Annotated in this window: 17 protein-coding genes; 11 read left to right on the forward strand and 6 right to left on the reverse strand. The window is 67.5% G+C overall.

Annotated features, from left to right (window positions below):
* Window positions 1–98: 98 nt before the first annotated feature.
* The gene (locus tag AP428_RS29040; RefSeq protein WP_041489347.1) at window positions 99–1,409 is read right to left on the reverse strand and encodes an MFS transporter; all 1,311 of its coding nucleotides are present in this window, start codon (window positions 1,407–1,409) and stop codon (window positions 99–101) included.
* 321 nt (window positions 1,410–1,730) lie between these two features.
* Entirely contained in the window at window positions 1,731–2,909 is a 1,179-nt protein-coding gene (locus AP428_RS29045) for a branched-chain amino acid ABC transporter substrate-binding protein (protein WP_011546890.1), read from the reverse strand.
* A gap of 577 nt (window positions 2,910–3,486) precedes the next feature.
* Here AP428_RS29045 and AP428_RS29050 point away from each other — a divergent pair.
* Window positions 3,487–4,281, forward strand: a complete 795-nt coding sequence (locus tag AP428_RS29050) for an AraC family transcriptional regulator (RefSeq protein WP_011546892.1) — start codon at window positions 3,487–3,489, stop codon at window positions 4,279–4,281.
* 85 nt (window positions 4,282–4,366) lie between these two features.
* On the opposite strand, the gene AP428_RS29055 is transcribed toward AP428_RS29050, so the two are convergent.
* Both AP428_RS29055 and AP428_RS29060 read right to left on the reverse strand, forming a co-directional pair.
* On the reverse strand, window positions 4,367–4,630 hold the full coding sequence (locus AP428_RS29055; protein ID WP_006489463.1) for a hypothetical protein: 264 nt from the start codon (window positions 4,628–4,630) through the stop codon (window positions 4,367–4,369).
* Window positions 4,631–4,912: 282 nt separating this feature from the next.
* Window positions 4,913–6,805 carry a bifunctional sugar phosphate isomerase/epimerase/4-hydroxyphenylpyruvate dioxygenase family protein gene (locus tag AP428_RS29060; protein ID WP_011546893.1) on the reverse strand — a complete coding sequence of 631 codons (1,893 nt, stop codon included), beginning with the start codon at window positions 6,803–6,805 and terminating at the stop codon, window positions 4,913–4,915.
* Between the two features lie 257 nt (window positions 6,806–7,062).
* Between AP428_RS29060 and aroQ the strand changes: the two genes are divergently transcribed.
* The 3 genes from aroQ to AP428_RS29075 are packed head-to-tail and all read left to right on the forward strand — an operon-like array spanning window position 7,063 to window position 9,746.
* On the forward strand, window positions 7,063–7,518 hold the full coding sequence (aroQ, locus tag AP428_RS29065; RefSeq protein WP_006489476.1) for a type II 3-dehydroquinate dehydratase: 456 nt from the start codon (window positions 7,063–7,065) through the stop codon (window positions 7,516–7,518).
* On the forward strand, window positions 7,515–8,369 hold the full coding sequence (locus tag AP428_RS29070; RefSeq protein ID WP_011546894.1) for a shikimate dehydrogenase: 855 nt from the start codon (window positions 7,515–7,517) through the stop codon (window positions 8,367–8,369). Before aroQ ends, AP428_RS29070 begins: the two co-directional genes overlap by 4 nt.
* Before the next feature lie 33 nt (window positions 8,370–8,402).
* Entirely contained in the window at window positions 8,403–9,746 is a 1,344-nt protein-coding gene (locus AP428_RS29075) for an MFS transporter (RefSeq protein WP_011546895.1), read from the forward strand.
* A 102-nt stretch (window positions 9,747–9,848) separates the two neighbouring features.
* Here AP428_RS29075 and AP428_RS29080 read toward each other — a convergent pair whose 3' ends face one another.
* Entirely contained in the window at window positions 9,849–10,958 is a 1,110-nt protein-coding gene (locus AP428_RS29080) for a 2-aminoethylphosphonate--pyruvate transaminase (protein WP_011546896.1), read from the reverse strand.
* A gap of 260 nt (window positions 10,959–11,218) precedes the next feature.
* Between AP428_RS29080 and phnS the strand changes: the two genes are divergently transcribed.
* Genes phnS through AP428_RS29115 form a run of 7 tightly spaced genes read left to right on the forward strand, consistent with a single transcriptional unit; the run spans window position 11,219 to window position 18,513 of the window.
* Window positions 11,219–12,310, forward strand: coding sequence for a 2-aminoethylphosphonate ABC transporter substrate-binding protein (gene phnS, locus AP428_RS29085; RefSeq protein ID WP_011546897.1), 1,092 nt, complete (start codon window positions 11,219–11,221; stop codon window positions 12,308–12,310).
* Window positions 12,311–12,344: 34 nt separating this feature from the next.
* The gene (gene phnT / locus AP428_RS29090) at window positions 12,345–13,448 is read left to right on the forward strand and encodes a 2-aminoethylphosphonate ABC transport system ATP-binding subunit PhnT (protein ID WP_011546898.1); all 1,104 of its coding nucleotides are present in this window, start codon (window positions 12,345–12,347) and stop codon (window positions 13,446–13,448) included.
* Complete coding sequence (gene phnU, locus AP428_RS29095; RefSeq protein ID WP_011694861.1) at window positions 13,426–14,346, forward strand: 2-aminoethylphosphonate ABC transporter permease subunit; 921 nt, start codon at window positions 13,426–13,428, stop codon at window positions 14,344–14,346. The genes phnT and phnU overlap by 23 nt, the downstream gene beginning before the upstream one ends.
* Complete coding sequence (gene phnV, locus AP428_RS29100; RefSeq protein ID WP_011546900.1) at window positions 14,336–15,196, forward strand: 2-aminoethylphosphonate ABC transport system, membrane component PhnV; 861 nt, start codon at window positions 14,336–14,338, stop codon at window positions 15,194–15,196. Before phnU ends, phnV begins: the two co-directional genes overlap by 11 nt.
* Complete coding sequence (gene phnA / locus AP428_RS29105; RefSeq protein WP_011546901.1) at window positions 15,193–16,503, forward strand: phosphonoacetate hydrolase; 1,311 nt, start codon at window positions 15,193–15,195, stop codon at window positions 16,501–16,503. The genes phnV and phnA overlap by 4 nt, the downstream gene beginning before the upstream one ends.
* Window positions 16,500–17,954, forward strand: coding sequence for a phosphonoacetaldehyde dehydrogenase (gene phnY, locus AP428_RS29110; RefSeq protein WP_011694860.1), 1,455 nt, complete (start codon window positions 16,500–16,502; stop codon window positions 17,952–17,954). Before phnA ends, phnY begins: the two co-directional genes overlap by 4 nt.
* A gap of 4 nt (window positions 17,955–17,958) precedes the next feature.
* A complete protein-coding gene (locus tag AP428_RS29115) occupies window positions 17,959–18,513 on the forward strand; it encodes a phosphonate degradation HD-domain oxygenase (RefSeq protein ID WP_011546903.1) in 555 nt (184 codons plus the stop codon).
* Between the two features lie 99 nt (window positions 18,514–18,612).
* On the opposite strand, the gene AP428_RS37300 is transcribed toward AP428_RS29115, so the two are convergent.
* A complete protein-coding gene (locus AP428_RS37300) occupies window positions 18,613–18,819 on the reverse strand; it encodes a hypothetical protein (RefSeq protein ID WP_166488161.1) in 207 nt (68 codons plus the stop codon).
* Window positions 18,820–18,927: the final 108 nt, after the last annotated feature.

The raw sequence follows: 18,927 nt of genomic DNA on the forward strand, positions 1-18,927 counted from the left end.
AGATTCGCGTAGCCGCCGCGAGGCCGCCGCAAGACAAAAGGGCCGAATCCCGCACGCCGCGGGATTCGGCCCTTCGTTCATGAAGCGGGCGCCGACGTTCAGTGGGTGCCCTTCACATCCTTCGCATCCTTCGAGAACTGCACGGCGATCGCGCCGAGCACGCAGATCGCCGCGACGTACACGACCGGCGCGAGCGGATTCGACTTCATCATCAGCGACACGATCACCGGCGTGAGGCCGCCGAAGATCGCATACGCGACGTTGTACGAGAACGAGATGCCCGAGAAGCGCACGACGGCCGGGAAGCTCTTCACCATCACGAACGGCACCGCGCCGATCGTGCCGACCATGAAGCCCGCGATCCCGTAGTAGAGCGGCAGCGTCGACGCATCGGCCGCGACCTGCACGAACAACAGGTAGTAGCATGCGGCCAGCCCGATGCCGCCGATGGCGAGCACGCGCTTCGCGCCGATCCAGCCCGCGAGCGAGCCGGCAGTGATGCAGCCGGCCGTCAGGCACAGCGTCGCGATGCTGTTCGCGAACAGCGTCGTCGCGGGCGTCAGGTGGAACTGCTTCTGCAGCAGCGCGGGCGTCATCAGGATCACGACGACGATCGCGGCCGACAGCATCCACGTGAGCAGCATCGACACGATTACCGCGCGGCCATGGTCGCGCAGCACCGCCTTCAGCGGAATCTCGGCCGCGAGCGCCTTCTTCGCCTTCATCTCGGCGAACACCGGCGTTTCATGCAGCCAGCGGCGCAGGTACACGGAGAACAGCCCGAGCACGCCGCCGAGCAGGAACGGAATGCGCCATGCGAATGCGCCGACTTCGGCCGCCGAGTAGCGGCTGTTGATGCCGGCCGCGACGAGCGAGCCGAGCAGGATGCCGGCCGTGAGGCCCGCGGTCAGCGTGCCGCATGCGTAGCCGATATGGCGCGACGGCACGTGCTCGGACACGAACACCCATGCTCCCGGCACTTCGCCGCCGACCGCCGCGCCCTGCAGCACGCGGAACAGCAGCAGCAACACCGGCGCGAGGATGCCGATCGTGTCGTAGGTCGGCAGGAGGCCCATCAGCAGCGTCGGCACCGACATCATCAGCACGCTCAGCGTGAACATCCGCTTGCGGCCGAACAGGTCGCCGAAGTGGGCCATGATCACGCCGCCGAGCGGGCGCGCGAGATAGCCGGCCGCGAAGATGCCGAACGTCTGCAACTGGCGAAGCCAGTCGGGAATGTCGTGCGGGAAGAACAGCTGCCCTATCGCCGGCGCGAAGAACACGAAGATGATGAAGTCGTAGAACTCGAGGGCGCCGCCGAGTGCGGCAAGGCCAAGGGTCTTGTAGTCGCTGCGCGTGAGCGCGCGTTCGGCGGCGCGAGGCACGCCGCTCAATTCGGAAGCTTGCATGGTCAGGACGATCGGTTTTCGAATGTAGTTGTTGGTGCTGCGTCTCCAGGGCCCGCTTTTCGGCATGGACTGACAAGGCGCGGCTTGCGTCGTCGAAGCGCGCTGCGTGCCGGGTGAGGCACGCAACACGCGCCGCCGCACCGGGATGGGGCACGGCGGAGACGAAGCGTCAAAGCGGGTGGGGGGATTCTACAGGAGCGCGAAATGCCTGCACGCGAGCGTGCCTGGGACGGCTTCGGACCATGCAGCCGAAAGCGCGCGCGGCGCGGGCGGCCGGTGAGCCGCTGGCGCGCCGCGCGGGGCAGGCGCGCGTATCGGTTGTCAGTTGCCGGCGATCGTATCGACCGGCTTGAACGCGCCGCGCTCGACCTTGTAGATCGTGACCGGTGCGTCCTTCAGGTCGCCCTTCGGGTCGTACGCGATGCTGGGCGCCGACACGCCCTTGATCGACACCTTGCCGAGATACGGCGTGTACACCTTCGGGTCGGTCGAGTTCGCGTCCTTCATCGCGGTGAGCAGCGCGATCGTGCCGTCGTACGAATACGGCGAGTACGTGATCACGTCTTCGTTGAAGCGCGCCTTGTAGCGTGCCGCGTAGCCGGAGAAGCCCGGCATCTTTTCCTTCGGCAGCCCGCCCATGTAGACGATCGCGCCTTCGGCCGCGTCGCCGCCGACCTTCAGGAACGTCGGCGAGCGCGACATTTCGCCCGTCACGAACGCCGACTTCATCCCGAGCTGGCGCATCTTGCGGATCATCGGCGACGATTGCGCGTCACCGCCGCCGTAGAAGACCGCGTCTGGATTCACGCCCTTCAGGTTGGTCAGGATCGCCGAGAAATCGAGCGCCTTGTCGTTCGTGAAGTCGCGCTTGACGATCGTGCCGCCGGCCGCTTCCACGGCCTTCGCGAATTCGTCGGCGATGCCCTGGCCGTAGGCGGTGCGGTCGTCGATGATCGCGATGCGCTTGAAGCGCAGCGTCTTGACCGCGTACGTGCCGACGATGCGGCCGGCCTGCGCGTCGCTCGTCAGCAGCCGGTAGGTCGTCTTGTAGCCGCGCGCGGTGTATTGCGGCGACGTCGCCATCGAGATCTGCGGCAGCCCCGCGCGATCGTACAGGTCGGACGCCGGAATGCTGGTGCCCGAGTTGAAGTGGCCGATGATCCCGCGGACGTTGTCGTCGATCAGCCGCTGCGCGACGGTCGTGCCGGTGCGCGGGTCGGCCTGGTCGTCCTGCGAGTCGAGCTGGAACGTGACGGGCTTGCCGCCGATCGTCGGATGCGTCGCGTTGAAATCGGCGATCGCGAGCTGCACGCCCTTCTGCATGTCCGTGCCGTAATTCGACTGCGGGCCGGTCAGCGGTGCGGCGAAACCGATCTTGACGACGTCGGCGGCGACGGCGTGCGCGCCCGACAGTGCGCAGGCGGCGGCCAGCGCGACGTGCGATACCTTCAGCTTCACTTTCACTTCCCCTTGATGGCGTGGTTGGGCCGCCGCCGGCATGCGGGCCGGCGCCGGTAAACCGGGCGAGACGGTTCGATCGGCAGGCCGATGTGCTGGCCATGCAAGTACGCCGTCGGCCGTGCGCGCTGTGCCGGAATCGGCGTGCGCGATGGCGGATGCGGCGGCCCGTGCATGCCGATTGCGGCAGCGGCGGGAGGTCGTCTCGCGACCGTGAAGCGAAGTCTAGGGTGCGAAAATGCACGCGTCTTGCGCGTTCGATGCGTGGCCGGCGACGATATCGGCATATCGTCGATTACCCTGATATATGCCGAAATCGTCATGACGAATGCGCAAACCCGCCAAGACGCGGGGCGCCGGCATTTTTAGGATGGCGAGTCCGGGTGCGTGGTGCCGGTGTGTCGATGCGCTGCGCCGGCCATGGCGGAAGCGGAACGGCCGCCGGCCGCGCAGGTACTGCGAAGCGGTTGCGTGCACAACCTCTGCTGCTCACCGATGTAACCGACGGGATGCACGATGCAACCGGCTGCCGCCTTGCCCGCCCCGCGCTCGGCGCGACGCGATCGAAGGGGCGCTCCTATAATCGACGCCATCTGCCACTCGCTTCGCGGTTGCCGGGATGACGACCTTGCTTGCCGTACCGCCCATGAGCCTGTCCGACACGTTGCGCGACCCGCCCGACAACGCCGATTTCGGCGCGATGCTCGCGCATTTTCGCCTGCTCGAACCGGTGTTCGATGCGCTGCCGGACGTCGCGTTCTTCGTGAAGGATGCGAGCGGCCGCTACGCGCTCGTCAATCGCACGCTGGCGATGCGCTGCGGCTACAAGGACAAGCGCGACCTGCTGGGCAAGACCGCCGACGAGGTGTTTCCGCGCCGCTTCGGCCGCAGTTACTTCGAGCAGGACATGGCGACGATCAACGCCGGCCAGCAGTTGATGGATCAGCTCGAGCTGCACCTGTATCCGGGCCGCCAGCCGGGCTGGTGCCTGACCTGCAAGGAGCCGCTGCGCGACGCCGCGGGCGGGGTGGTCGGCCTCGCGGGCATCTCGCGCGACCTGAAGGCGCACGAGGGCTCGCACCCGGCGTACAGCCGGCTCGCCGACGTGGTCCAGCACATCCAGGATCACTACGTGCAGCCGCTGAACCTGAAGCAGCTCGCGCAGATGGCCGGCATGTCGGTCGCGCAGCTCGAACGCTACTTTCACAAGGTGTTCCACCTGACGCCGCGCCAGGTGCTGCTGAAGACGCGGCTCGACGCGGCCACCGCGCTGCTCGTCACGCACGACAAGGTGACCGACGTCGCCGCGCTATGCGGCTACACGGATCACAGCGCGTTCACGCGCCAGTTCAAGGCGACGGTCGGCGTGACGCCGACGGAATACCGGTTGATGCTGCAGGAGCGGGCAGGGTGACGCGACTCGCCGGCGTGGCCGGCGCGTCGCAGGGATCGGGTAAGGCGGGGAAACTGGAAAGGGTGAAACGGGTGAAAGCAGCGGCTCAGCGGTAGCCGAGCCCTTTCAGGACGGCCGTGCCGTCTTCGGTCAGCCGGAAGCTCGGGGCCGTATCGGGGTCGAGCTTGACCATTTCGACGAGGCCGGCTTCCTGCAGCGCGGGCAATTCGGGTTTGGCGTTCGCGCCGATCGGTGCATGCAGCAGCACGAGCAGCGTCGCGATTTCGTGATGACTGAGCAGGCGGCGCAGCATCGTCTTCTTTGCAGGGGGCGCGGCCGGGCGGCCCGCGGGTGCTTCTACGGCGCTCATCGCTTTCCTCCTTTTCGAGATAACCATCGGGTACTGGTTGCGGATGGTGCCGTCGAAGACTTAAGCGATTCTTAAAACGGGGGCGGGCGACGCAATGCTGCACTGCGGTATGGGTTACGGCATGTAACGTCAGACGAAGCGCGGCTTCCGACACGACCGTGACGGGCCGCGCGGGCCGGTACTCGGCGGGGCGATATACCCCGATGGCGCGGGCGGGAGGGACTCGTCCCGTCGATCGCCGAATCGCGAGCACGGTCCGGCCCCAAACTCCGCCTCCTATCCTTATTTTCGCCGCTGCGCCTGCGCGGCGAGCCGCACGGCCGCATTCGCCGCGCCGTAGCCGTCGTACCCGCCGCGCCGTTCGACGATCTCGAGCGAGAAGCGGTTGTCGACCAGTTCCGTATACGCATGCAGGAATTCGCCGCCGTGCTCGTCGCGGTCGTACAGCAGGTGATGCGCGCTCAGCGTATCGATCAGCTCGTCCGGCAGCGCGTAGCGCGCGGCGAGATCGTCGTAATAATTGGCCGGAATGCGCAGGAACGGCACGCCGTCGGCTGCGAACGCGGCAACCGTCTTCACGATGTCGTCGGTGCGGAACGCGACGTGGTTCAGCCCGGTGCCGTGATAGCGGTCGAGCGATTCGGCGACGGCCGTGTGACGGTCGACCGACGCGTTCAGCGCGATCCGCACCGAGCCGTCGGCGCTGCGCACCGCGCGGCTGCGCATCAGCCCGTACGGGTCGGGCACGAGCCAGCTGCGCTCGGCCTCGAAGCCGAACGCCGTCTTGAAGAACAGGATCCAGGTGTCGAGCGCGTCGGCCGGCAGCGCGAGGCACACGTGATCGATGCCCGTCAGCGGGCCGACCTCGGTCGGGCCGTCGATGTCGGTCAGCACGAAGTCCGATTCATATAGCGTGGGCGTATCCGGCGCTTCGTCGACGAAATATTCGAGGCTGCCGTCCGGCGCCTTCACGCTCGGCAGCACGCGCTCGTTCGGCCCGACGCGGCCGGAGAACGGCGCGTAGCCGAAGCCGGCCGCGCGTTCGAACGCCACGTTCGCGTCGTCGACCCGGAACGCGGACGCGCACAGCGACAGCCCGTGCTGCTGGAAGAACGCATCGGCGAACGAGTCGCGCTCGGCGTTGAGCACGATCGACGCGGCGCCGTGCTGGAACAGCGTCACGTCCTTCGAGCGATGCCGGCCGGCGAGCCGGAAGCGCATCCGGCCGAGCCATTCGCCGACGGTTGCCGCCGCCTGTGCGTCGACCGCGAATTCGATGAACTGGAACCCGACGTGCGCGGGCGGCGCGGGCGGGGCGAACAGCGGCTGGCTGGCGGCCGGCGCGCGGCCCTCCTGCGCGAGCCGCGCGCGCGTCAGGTCTTCCAGATAGAGCAGCGAGCGATGGCCGTCGGCGGCCGTGAGCGCGGTCGGCGCCGCGCGGAAGCCGTCGTTGAAGATCTCGAGCGACAGCGGGCCCGTATAGCCCGACTCGATCACGCGCGCGGTGAAGCGCGCCAGGTCGAAGTCGCCCTGGCCCGGGAACGAGCGGTAGTGGCGGCTCCATTCGAGCACGTCCATCACGAGCTTCGGCGCGTCGGCGATCTGCACGAACGCGATCCGGTCGCCGGGGATGTCGGCGATCCCGTCCGGCGAATCGTCGAGCGACAGCGTGTGGAAGCTGTCGAGCGCGAGGCCGAGGTGCGGGCTGTTCACCGCGTTCACGAGCTTCCACGCGTGGCCGTACCGCTTCACGACGCGGCCCCACGCGAGCGCTTCGTATGCGGCGACCACGCCAGCCTGCCGGGCGGCTTCGGCGAGCACGCCGAGCTGGTCGACGAGCAGCCCGTCGTCGGCGATCGTATCGGCCGCCACGCTGCTGCAGACGAGGATGCGGTCGGTGCCGAGCGCATGCATCACGTCGAACTTGCGCTTGATGCGGTCGAGGTTGCGCGCGAGCTGAGCCGGGCTCACGCCCTCGAAGTCGCGAAACGGCTGGAACAGCACGATGTCGAGGCCGAGATCGGCGGCCATGCGCCTGACGTCGGCCGGCGATCCGTCGAAGTAGACGAGGTCGTTTTCGAAGATTTCGACGCCGTCGAAGCCCGCGGCCTGGACGGCGGCGAGCTTCTCGGCGAGCGTGCCGGACAGGGAGACGGTGGCGATCGAGCGCTGCATGGGCGATTCCTGCGGATGAGCGGGACACGACGCCCGCCGAACCGACCCTGAATGAACCAGTCGTTGAGTTCGACGCGCGCGCCATATCCCGAATTTACTAGGCTAGTCATCGGTATTGTACAAACTAACTAGGTGGTACAAATTAGCGAAAACCCGAAAAGACAGCCCGCTTGCGCGGGCGCACACTAGCGCCAAATTCCGATGTCTTCGGGGCGGCGCCGATCGTGGTCCGCCCCTGTTTCAGGAGCAGAAACACGATGAGCAAGCACAAGGTGCTGGTGCTGAACGGCCCGAACCTCAATCTGCTGGGCACGCGCGAGCCCCATATCTACGGCGCGGAAACGCTCGCCGATCTCGAGCAGCGCTGCCGCACGGCGGCGGAAGGGCTCGGGCTGGAAATCGAGTTCCGCCAGTCGAACGCCGAGCATCAGCTGATCGACTGGCTGCATGCCGCGCGTCACGACACGCACGGCATCGTGATCAATCCGGCCGCCTATACGCATACGTCGGTGGCGCTGGCCGACGCGCTTTCCGCGATCGCGAAGCCGGTGATTGAAGTGCACATCTCGAACGTCCATCGCCGCGAGGCGTTTCGCCACCATTCGTATATCTCGGCGATCGCCGAAGCCGTGATCTGCGGCTGCGGCACCGAAGGCTACGTGTTCGCGCTGCAGCGCCTGGCGACGCTGTTCGCGCAGGGAGCCGCACGATGAGCCGCCCGTCGTTTCTGATCGGCCTGATCGGCCAGGGCATCGGCGGTTCGCTGTCGCCCGCGATGCACGAGGAAGAAGGGTTCCGCCAGGGCTTCGGCTACGTGTACCGGCGCATCGATCTCGATGTGCTCGGCGTGACCGCCGACGCGCTGCCGCAACTGCTCGACGCCGCGCAGCGGATGGGCTACAACGGGCTGAACATCACGCACCCGTGCAAGCAGCGCGTGATCGAGCACCTCGACGCGCTGTCGGACGACGCGCGCGCGCTCGGCGCGGTGAACACCGTGCTGTTCAAGGACGGCAAGCGGATCGGTCACAACACCGACTGGTCGGGTTTCGCGAAATCGTTCAGCCGCGGGCTGCCCGGCGCGTCGCTCGAACGCGTCGTCCAGCTCGGCGCGGGCGGCGCGGGCGCGGCCGTCGCGCACGCGGCGCTGCAGATGGGCGCGGCCGAACTGACGATTTTCGATGTCGACGGCACGCGTGCCACCGCGCTGGCGGGCGAATTGCAGCAACGCTTTCCCGCCGCCCGAGTCACGCCGGGCAGCGATCTCGCGGCCGCGATGCGCGCCGCGACCGGCCTGATCCACTGCACGCCGACCGGCATGGTCAAGCATCCGGGCCTGCCGCTGCCGGCCGACCTGCTCCACGCGGGCATGTGGGTGGCCGACATCGTGTATTTCCCGCTCGAAACCGAACTGATCCACGCCGCGCGCGCGGCCGGCTGCGCCACGCTGCCGGGCGGCGGGATGGCCGTGTACCAGGCCGTCGACGCGTTCGAGCTCTTCACCGGACGCACGCCCGACGCCGAGCGGATGTTCAGTCACTTTCAGTCGCTCGTCGCGCGCTGACCCCCTTACAGACAAAGAGACCAGGAGACGACCATGCAGCACACCACCCACACGAGCGCCGCGCCGGCGCAGGCGGCCGGCACGGTCCGGCGCACGTCGGCGCGCTACAAGATCCTCGCGCTGCTCGCGATCGGCACGATGATCAACTATCTCGACCGCACCGTGCTGGGCGTGGCTGCGCCGCAGCTCACCAAGGAGCTCGGCATCAATGCGGCCGTGATGGGCATCATGTTCTCCGCGTTTTCGTGGACGTACGTGGCGATGCAGGTGCCCGGCGGCCTGTTCCTCGACCGCTTCGGCAGCAAGGTCACCTATTACTGGTCGATGACGCTGTGGTCGCTGTGCACGTTCCTCCAAGGCTTCGTGCCGGGTGTCGCGACGCTGCTCGCGTGCCGGCTCGGTCTCGGTGTGACGGAAGCGCCGTGCTTCCCGACCAACAGCCGCGTCGTCGCGACGTGGTTCCCGCAGAACGAACGCGCGATGGCGACGGGTACCTATACCGTCGGCGAATACATCGGCCTCGCGTTCTTCAGCCCGGTGCTGTTCGCGCTGATGGGCGCGTTCGGGTGGCGCTCGCTGTTCTGGGTCGTGGGCGCGGTCGGCATTGCGTTCGGCCTGATCTGGTGGAAGTTCTACCACGAGCCGCGCAACCATCCGGGCGCGAACGCCGAGGAACTCGCGTACATCGAAGCGGGCGGCGGTCTCGTTCACGGTGCGCGCAAGAGCGGCGACAAGGGCGACAAGCCGGCGCAGGCCCAGTTCAGCTGGTCGATGGTCGGCCAGCTGGTGAAGAAGCGCCAGCTCGCCGGCATCTGCCTCGGCCAGTTCGCCGGCAACTCGACGCTCGTGTTCTTCCTGACCTGGTTCCCGACCTATCTGGCAACCGAACGCCACATGGGCTGGCTGAAGATCGGTTTCTTCGCGGTGATGCCGTTCATCGCCGCGTCGGTCGGCGTGATGTTCGGAGGGATCTTCTCCGACTGGCTGCTGCGCCGCGGCAAGTCCGCGAACCTCGCACGCAAGCTGCCGATCATCGCGGGCCTGCTGCTCGCGTCGACGATCATTCTCGCGAACTACGTGCAGAGCAACGAAGCGGTGATCGCGATCATGTCGGTCGCATTCTTCGCGCAGGGCATGGCCGCACTCGGCTGGACGCTCGTGTCGGACATCGCGCCGGACGGCCTGCTCGGCGTGACGGGCGGCATCTTCAACTTCGCGGCGAACCTCGCCGGCATCATCACGCCGCTCGTCGTCGGCTTCATCGTCGCGTCGACCGGCTCGTTCGTCGGCGCGCTCGTGTTCATCGGCGTGATCGCGCTGGTCGGCGCGCTGTCGTATATCTTCGTCGTCGGCGACATCAAGCGGATCGAGCTGTAAGCACTGGTTCCCCGCACATTCGGTGCGTTCGCCCGGCGGCCAATCGGCCGCCGGGCTTTTTTGTTTGCGGGCGCAGGCGGGCGGGCCGGCATGCCCCCCGCTTCATGCGGGCTGCATCGCGATGCCGAGCGACTCGACCGCGGCCCCGATCGCGGCGACCGCACGCCGGATATCGCCCGCATCGATCGCGCCGATGCAGCCGACGCGGAACGTCTCGAGCCGCGTGAGCTTGCCCGGATACAGGATGAAGCCCGCGCCGCGCACCGCGTCGTAGAAGCGGCGGAAATCGTAGGCCGGATGGTCGGGCGCGTGAAACGTGACGATCACCGGCGCCTGCACGCTCGCGTCGAGGAACGGCACGAAGCCGAGCGCGCGCATCGATTCGACCAGCGTCCGACAGTTGTCCGCATAGCGCGCGCCCCGCGCCGGCTGGCCGCCTTCGGCGAGGTACTGGTCGAGCGCGGCGCGCAGCGCGGCAATCACGTGCGTCGGCGGCGTGAAGCGCCATTGCCCCGTCTTGCGCAGATACGCGTACTGATCGTGGAGATCGAGCGCGAGCGACGGCGAGTTGCCTTCGCTCGCGTCGAGCGCGTCGCGCCGCACGATCGCGAACCCCATCCCCGGCACCCCTTCGAGACATTTGCCGCTGGCCGAGATCAGCGCGTCGATGCCGCTGTCCGCCAGCGCGATCGGCAGCGCGCCGAACGAACTCATTGCATCGACGATCAGCCGCTTGCCGTGCCGCCGGCATGCGGCCGCGATCGCGTCGAGCGGATTCAGGATTCCGGCGCTCGTTTCCAGGTGCACGAGCGCGACGTGCGTGATGCGCGGCTCGCGCGCGAACGCGGCCTCGACGGCCGCCGCGTCGACGGCCGCGTCCTCGCCGAACGGCAACGCGATCGCGTCGATGCCGAGCCGGCCGAGAATCTTCAGGATGCGCGCGCAATACGCGCCGTTGTCGGGCACCAGCACGACGCCGTCGCGCGGCACCAGCGTGCCGAGCGCGGCTTCGACCGAGAACGTGCCGCTGCCCTGCATCGGCACGCACACGTACTCGTCTCCGCCATGCGCAATGGCGACGAGATCCGCGCAGACGCTGGCCGTCAACTGATTGAAAGCAGCGTCCCACGACCCCCAGTCATGTTGCATTGCGTGGCGTGTTGTGGCGGACGTGGTGAGCGGGCCGGGCGTGAGCAGGATCGGGGCGGGCATGGTTTTTATCTCCAGCAAGGGCGGACGAAACAGCGGACGTCATGTCTGAATGACTTGCATGATAGTGGCAAAATGTGTCATTTTTTGGAAATTGTGGCATTCGTCACGGCTTTGTCATCGAACGCTGTGATCCTTCGGTTGCCGCGCGACACCCAGCCTGAGCGCGGTAGCGCGGCGGGGCGTCCAGCGGCCTGCCCGGAGATAACAGGAGAGCCGGATCGTGCCCCGGCCGTTTGGTGTTCCGCCTACGGAGAAGTGAGATGACACTGCAGAAACCCTCGCGCGCCGCCGCCGGCGCGTTCCGCAAGCTCGCGCTGGCCGCCTGCGCCGCCGGTCTGCTGCAAGGCGCCGCGATGCCGGCGCATGCGGCGAACGCGGTCGTGCTGTACACGGCGGACGGCCTCGAGAACCTCTATCGCGATGTGCTGCCGGCTTTCGAGAAGAAGGAAGGCGTGAAGGTCAATATCGTGACGGCGGGCAGCGGCGAGGTGGTGAACCGCGCGAACATCGAGAAGAATTCCCCGAAGGCCGACGTGATCGTCACGTTGCCGCCGTTCATCCAGCAAGCCGGCCAGATGGGTCTGCTGCAGCCGTACCAGAGCGTGAACTACAAGAACGTGCCGGCCATTGCGAAGGCCGAGGACGGCACGTGGGCGACCTTCGTGAACAACTACTTCTCGTTCGCGATCAACCCGGACGTCGTGAAGAACCAGCCGAAGACGTTTGCCGACCTGTTGTCGCCCAGCTATGCCGGCAAGGTCGCGTACTCGAACCCGGCCACGGCCGGCGACGGGATGGCCGTGCTGATCCTGACGACGTCGCTGATGGGCGAGGACAAGGCGTTCGACTACCTCGCGAAGCTGTCGCAGAGCGTGAAGTTCCACACGAAGGGTACGGGCTACCTGAACGTGCTGCTGTCGCGTAACGAGATCAGCGTCGCGAACGGCGACCTGCAGATGGATCTCGACGACGCCGAACACGGCGCGCTGTCCGTCAAGCCGATCTTCCTGGCCGCGAAGGCCGGCGACCAGCCGACCACGTTTCAGCTCCCGTACGGCATCGGCCTGATCAAGAGCGGCCCGAACCAGGACGCCGGCAGGAAGCTGATCGACTACCTGATGTCGACGGAAGTGCAGTCGAAGGTGCCGGACATGTACGGCATCCCGGGCCGCACCGACGTGCCGCTGGCCGGCAAGAACGGCGAAGCGGTCAAGAAGGCGATCGCGGGCGTGAAGCTGATTCCGGTCGACTGGACCCAGGTGATGGCGAAGAAGCCGGAATGGATCGAGCGCTGGAAGAAGGACGTGATCGGCAGCTCGGGCAAGCAGCTCGACGTCGTCAAGCCGAAGTGACCGGCGCACGCCGCCTGTATCAGCGAGCAAGAGGATGAACCCGGTGGACACCACCCTGACCCATCCCGGCGCATTCGGCGCCGCCGAACCGCACGCGACGCTGCGGTCCGGCGCGCCGGGCGGCGTGCAGATCGAGCATCTGAGCGTGCGCTACGGCGCACGCACGGTGCTGGAAGATCTGTCGCTGTCGATCGGCGCCGGTGAATTTCTGACCGTGCTCGGCAAGAGCGGCTGCGGCAAGACCACGCTGCTGCGCTTCATCGCCGGGTTCGTGAAGGCCGACGGCCTGACCGGCACGCTGACCGTGGCCGGACGCGACCTGACCCATGCGCCGCCGCACAAGCGCAATCTCGGTCTGCTGTTCCAGAATTACGCGCTGTTTCCGCACCTGTCGGTGTTCGAGAACGTCGCATTCGGGCTGCGCGCACGCGGCATGGCGTCGTCGGAAGTGACGCGCCGCGTCGCCGATGCGCTCAAGCTCGTGCAGCTCGGCGATGCCGGCCACCATCTGCCGGCGCAACTGTCGGGCGGGATGCAGCAACGCGTCGCGCTGGCCCGCGCGCTCGTGATCGAGCCCGACGTGCTGCTGCTCGACGAGCCGCTGTCGGCGCTCGACGCCAACCTGCGCGCGTCGGTGCGCAGCGAACTGAAGGCGCTGCACGAGCGCCTGCCGAACCTGACCGTCGTCTGCGTGACGCACGACCGCGACGATGCGCTCGTGCTGTCCGACCGCGCGCTGTTGATGCGCGACGGCCACATCGCGCAGCTCGGCACGCCGCAACAGTTGTACGACGCGCCGCGGGACGGCTACGTCGCGCGCTATCTCGGCCCGGCGAACCTGCTGCCGCCGCACGTGATCTTTCCGCTCGGCGATCCGCGCCACGAGGTGCGCGGCAAGGTCGCGTGCGTGCGCCCCGAGCGCCTCACCGTGATGCCGCCCGCGGCGGGCGGCCTGCACGGCACCGTGTCGTCGGTCGAATGGCAGGGCGCGGATCTGTCGATCGCGGTCGTGATCGACGCGGCGCCCGACGAGCCCGTGCGCGTCACGATGCAACGCGGCCGCGGCGTGGCCCCCGAGCGCGGTGCGCGCGTGTCCCTGCATTGCGAGGCAGACGATGTCGTCCTTATCGAGCCCTGAAGCCGGCCTGCCGCCGCACGTGCTCGCGTCGGCCGCGGCACACGCCGCTGCCGCGCGACGCCGCAGGCGCATCGGCGACCTGCACCTGGCCGCGCTCGCGATCGTCGTGCTCGGCCCGCTCGTCGTCTATCCGCTGGTGCGGCTCGTGCTGCTGAGCGTGACGGGCGATCACGGGTTGAGTTTCGCCGCGTACCGGACCTTCTTCGGCAATCCCGACACGCGCAACGTGCTGCTGACGACGCTCGGCGTGCTGTTCGCGAGCGCCGGCACCGCGTCGGTGCTCGGCGTGCTGCTGGCCGCGCTGCTGTTCTTCCGGCCGTTCCCGGGCGCGTCGCTCGTCACGCGCTTCCTGGAGCTGTACGTCGCGTTTCCGTCGTTCCTCGTCGCGTTCACGCTGATCTTCCTGTACGGCTCGCAGGGCTCGATCAGCATCGCGCTGCAGCACCTGTTCCATCTCGAGAACCCGCCGCTCGATTTCCTGTTCGGCATCGGCGGCGTGATTCTCGCGCAGACCGTGTTCTACACGCCGTTCGTCGTGCGGCCGACGCTCGCGTCGTTTGCGACGCTGGACCTGCGGCTGATCGAAGCCGCGCGCAGCCTCGGCGCGCCCGGCTGGATGCTCGCGCGCCGCGTCGTGCTGCCGATCGCATGGCCGGGCATCGCCGCCGGCACCGTGCTGTGCTTTCTGCTGACGCTGAACGAGTTCGGCATCCTGCTCGTGCTCGGCAGCGCGCGGCTCGTCACGCTGCCGGTCGCGATCTACAGCAGCGCGACCGTCGATCTCGACCTGCCGACCGCGTCGGCCGGCGCGGTCGTGATGTTGTCGCTATCGCTGGCGCTGTATGCGGTTTATCGCCGGGTGAACCGGCGTGCGACGGGAGGGAACGATGTCCGCTGAATTCCGTATCGGGCAAGCCGTGCCGCGTCACCCGCTCGGCTGGACCGACGCGCTGCTCAAGCATGCGTCGCGGGCCGCGCTCGCGCTGGCCGCATTCGCGTGCTTCTGGCTGTTCGTGCTGCCGGTCGTCGTCGTCGCGCTGTCGAGCGTGTCGACGCAATGGTCGGGCACGATTCTGCCGGCCGGCTACAGCCTGCGCTGGTTCGAGCGGCTCGGCTCGCCGGAATACGACGCGCTGCTGACCAGCCTCGAAATCGGCTTTGGCGTATCGGCGCTCGGCACAATCCTCGGGCTGTGGCTGGCGCTCGCGCTCGAAGGGCGCGACCGGCGCGGCTTGGGCGCGCTCGTCGACGCGCTCGTGATGGTGCCGAACGGCGTGCCGAGCGTCGTGCTCGGGCTCGCGGTGCTGATCGCGTATCACCAGAAGCCGCTCGACCTGTCGAGCTCGGCGGCGATCGTCGTGCTGGTGCAGCTCGCGCTGATTCTGCCGTTCTGCTATCGCTGCGCGGCCGCCGCGCTGCGCCCGGAACTGACCGTGCTGCGCGAAGCCGCGGCGAGCCTCGGTGCGCCGCCCGCGATGGTGTTGCGCCGCGTGCTGCTGCCGCAGCTCGTGCCGGCGCTGCGCGCGAGCCTCGCGCTCGGCTTCGCGCTGTCGCTCGGCGAGCTCGGCGCAACGCTGACGGTGTATCCGCCCGGCTTCGCGACCGTGCCGATCGTCGTGATCGGCCAGGTGGAGCGCGGCTATTACCTGCCGGCGTCGGCGCTGTCGCTGCTGATGCTCGGCGCGTCGCTCGCGGCGCTGCTGCTGATCGCCGCACGCGTGCCGCGCGGCAAGCGGGCGGCATCATGAACGCCGCGTTCGCGTTGCGGCTCCCCGGCGAGCAACCGGCCGCCGGCAAGGGTTCGTCGGATCTCGCGGGACGCTCGATCGACGTCAACGGCCGGCGCTACCGGTTGCCGGTGGACCCGACCGTCGTCATCTGTGTCGACGGCTGCGAGTACGACTATCTCGAATGCGCGGTGGAAGCCGGCGTCGCGCCGTTCATCGGCCGGACGATCGCGGAAGGCACCGCGTGGCGTGCGGATTGCGTCGTGCCGACCTTCACCAACCCGAACAATCTGTCGATCGTCTGCGGCGTGCCGCCGTCGGTTCACGGCATCTGCGGCAACTATTTCTGGGACCCGGCCGCTGACGGCGGGCGCGGCGCCGAAGTCATGATGAACGATCCGGCCTACCTGCGGGCCGGCACGCTGCTCGCGGCGGCGTCCGACGCCGGCGCGCGGGTGGCCGTCGTCACCGCGAAGGACAAGCTGCGCCGACTGCTCGGCTGGCAATTGAACGGCATCTGCTTTTCGGCCGAGAAGGCCGCGCAGGCCAATCTCGCGGAAAACGGCATCGTCGACGTGCTCGACTGGGTCGGCCTGCCGTCGCCGGACGTGTACAGCGCGGCGTTGTCCGAATTCGTGTTCGCGGCCGGCGTCCGGCTCGCGCAGACGCGGCAGGTCGACCTGATGTACCTGTCGACCACCGACTACGTGCAGCACAAGTGCGAGCCGGGCAGTGCCGGCGCGAACGCGTTCTACGCGATGATGGACGGTTACCTTGCGCAGCTCGACGCGCTTGGCTGGGCGATCGGCCTCACGGCCGACCACGGGATGAACGCGAAGCACGATCCGGCGACGGGCCGGCCGAACGTGATCTATCTGCAGGATGCCTTCGACGGCTGGTACGGCACGCAGGCTGCGCGCGTGATCCTGCCGATTACCGATCCGTACGTCGTGCATCACGGTGCGCTCGGTTCGTTCGCGACGATCTACCTGGCGCCGGGCGTCGACCGGGCCGAGGCGATGTGGCGCGTCGGCGGACTCGACGGCGTCGAGCTCGTGCTCGACAACGCGGAAGCCGCCGCTCGCTTCGAACTGCCGGCCGACCGGATCGGCGATCTCGTCGTGATCGGCCGCCGCGACATGACGCTCGGTACCCGCGAGCGCGAACACGACCTGTCGGGGCTCACGGTGCCGTTGCGTTCGCATGGCGGCGTATCCGAGCAGGAAGTGCCGCTGCTGTTCAATCGCCGTATCGAGCGGGACGATCCCGCACGTCGCCCGCGCAACTTCGACGTGTTCGATTTCGTGTTGAACCGGATCGCGACATGATGGCTCATCCGCGGCAGGATCATCCGTCGTTTCGTGCCGAGGCGTTGCGCTGGTGCGGCACGCACGCGATGCGCGAGCGCACGCTCGACGTCACGGACCCGTACACGGGCACGCGCGTCGGCACCGCGCCGCTCGCCAGCGTCGACGACGTGCGCGCGGCGTTCGATTACGCGATGGCCTACCGGCCGACGCTTACGCGCTACGCGCGCTCGCAGATTCTCGAACGTGCGGCCGCGCTGCTGCGCGAGCGCACCGAGGAAGCGTCCGACCTGATCACGCTCGAGTCGGGGCTGTCGAAACAGGATTCGCGCTACGAGATCGGCCGTGTGGCCGACGTGCTGAAGTTCGCGGCGGCCGAGGCGCTGCGCGACGACGCGCAGAGTTTCTCGTGCGACCTGACGCCCCACGGCAAGGCGCGGCGCGTGTTCTCGCAGCGCCAGCCGCTCGACGGTGTGATCGTCGCGATCACGCCGTTCAATCATCCGATGAACCAGGTCGCGCACAAGATCGCGCCGGCGATCGCGACCAACAATCGCGTGATCGTGAAACCGTCGGAGAAGGTGCCGCTGTCGGCGTTCTATCTGGCCGACTTGCTGTATGAAGCCGGGCTGCCGGAACCGATGCTGCAGGTGCTGACCGGCAACCCGGCCGAGATCGCGGACGAGCTCGTCACGCATCCGCATGCGTCGCTGATTACCTTCACGGGCGGCGTCGCGATCGGCAAGGCGATTGCCGCGCGGGCCGGCTATCGACGCATCGTGCTGGAGCTGGGCGGCAACGATCCGCTGATCGTCCTGGCCGATGCCGATCTCGACCGCGCGGCATCGCTGGCGGTGCTCGGCTCGTACCGGAATTCGGGCCAGCGCTGTACGGCCGTCAAGCGGATGCTGGTGCAGCGCTCGATCGCGCCCGCGTTCACCGAATTGCTCGTCGAGAAGACGCGCGCATGGAAATACGGCGATCCGTTCGATCCCGCGAACGAAATGGGCACGGTGATCGACGAGACGGCGGCGCGGCTGTTCGAGGTACGGGTGAACGAGGCGGTCGCGCAGGGCGCGCGCCTGCTGACCGGCAACGTGCGGCGCGGCGCGCTGTATGCGCCGACCGTGCTCGACAACGTCGATCCGTCGATGACGATCGTGCGCGAGGAGACCTTCGGCCCTGTGTCGCCCGTCATCGCATTCGATACGATCGAAGACGCGATCCGGATCAGCAACGGCACGGCGTTCGGGCTGTCGTCGGGTGTCTGTACGGACAGTACGGCGGCGGTCGTACGGTTCGTGAACGAGCTGAAGGTCGGCACGGTGAACGTGTGGGAAGTGCCGGGATACCGGATCGAACTGTCGCCGTTCGGCGGGATCAAGGATTCGGGGCTCGGTTACAAGGAAGGCGTCCAGGAGGCGATGAAGAGCTTCACGAACCTGAAGACGTTTTCGCTGCCTTGGGAGTGAGTGGATGGCGTTGACGGTGGAAGAGATCCACGGGCTGTATCGCGAGCATGGCCATGTGGCCTATAGCGGCGAACCGGTCACGCAGCTGGAGCATGCATTGCAGAGCGGCTTGCTGGCGGAGGAGTCCGGGGTGGACGAAGCGCTGGTCGCGGCGGCGTTCCTGCATGACCTCGGCCATCTGCTGAACCGTCAGGGCGACACGCCGAGCGCGCGCGGGATCGACGATCTGCATCAGTATTACGTGCTGCCATTCCTGCGTCCGTTGTTTTCCGACGCGGTGCTGGAGCCGATCCGGCTGCATGTCGACGCGAAGCGCTGCCTGTGCCGCACGGATGCCGGCTACTTTGAGAGCCTGTCGCCGGACTCGGTGCGCAGTCTGGCGTTGCAGGGCGGCGTCTTCAGTGAAGAGGAGACGGCGGCGTTCCTGCGGCGCCCGTTCGCGGAGGATGCGTTGCGCCTGCGCCGCTGGGACGATACGGCGAAGGAGGAAGGCAAGGCGACACCGGATCTCGATCACTATATGGAGATCGTCGCGCGTCAGGTGCGCGCACGTTCCTGACGATTCGGCTGCTTCTATATAAGGCGCCGCACGCGGCAGCGTGCGGCGCCTTATATTTTTCACGAAACCCCTTGCGCGATCGCCGGGGGATGCATAGAATCACGCCTCTTTCGCGCTAACGGAAACGCGGCGCGGAAGGAAGGGAAGCAGTGCTGTTGGGGTTCGGTGGTAGCGAGCCTCGGCGGCACGGAAGTTGAGCCCCGCAGTCGCAACGAAGTCGTTCAGAAAGTTGTTGACGAGCTGCGAAACACGGTTCATAATCTCGTTTCTCTGCTGCTGAAAACGCAGCGCTGCTGAGGGGTTCAAGATTCCTCGCAGAAATGCTCTTTAAAAATTAACAGCCGATAAGTGTGGGCGCTTGATGAAAGCGAGCTGATCCTCGGATCAGATAGCAAAAGTATCAAGAGTCTCACG

This window comes from Burkholderia sp. E168m22 (assembly GCF_001319805.1).
In the GTDB taxonomy this organism is placed as follows: Bacteria; Pseudomonadota; Gammaproteobacteria; order Burkholderiales; family Burkholderiaceae; genus Burkholderia; species Burkholderia orbicola.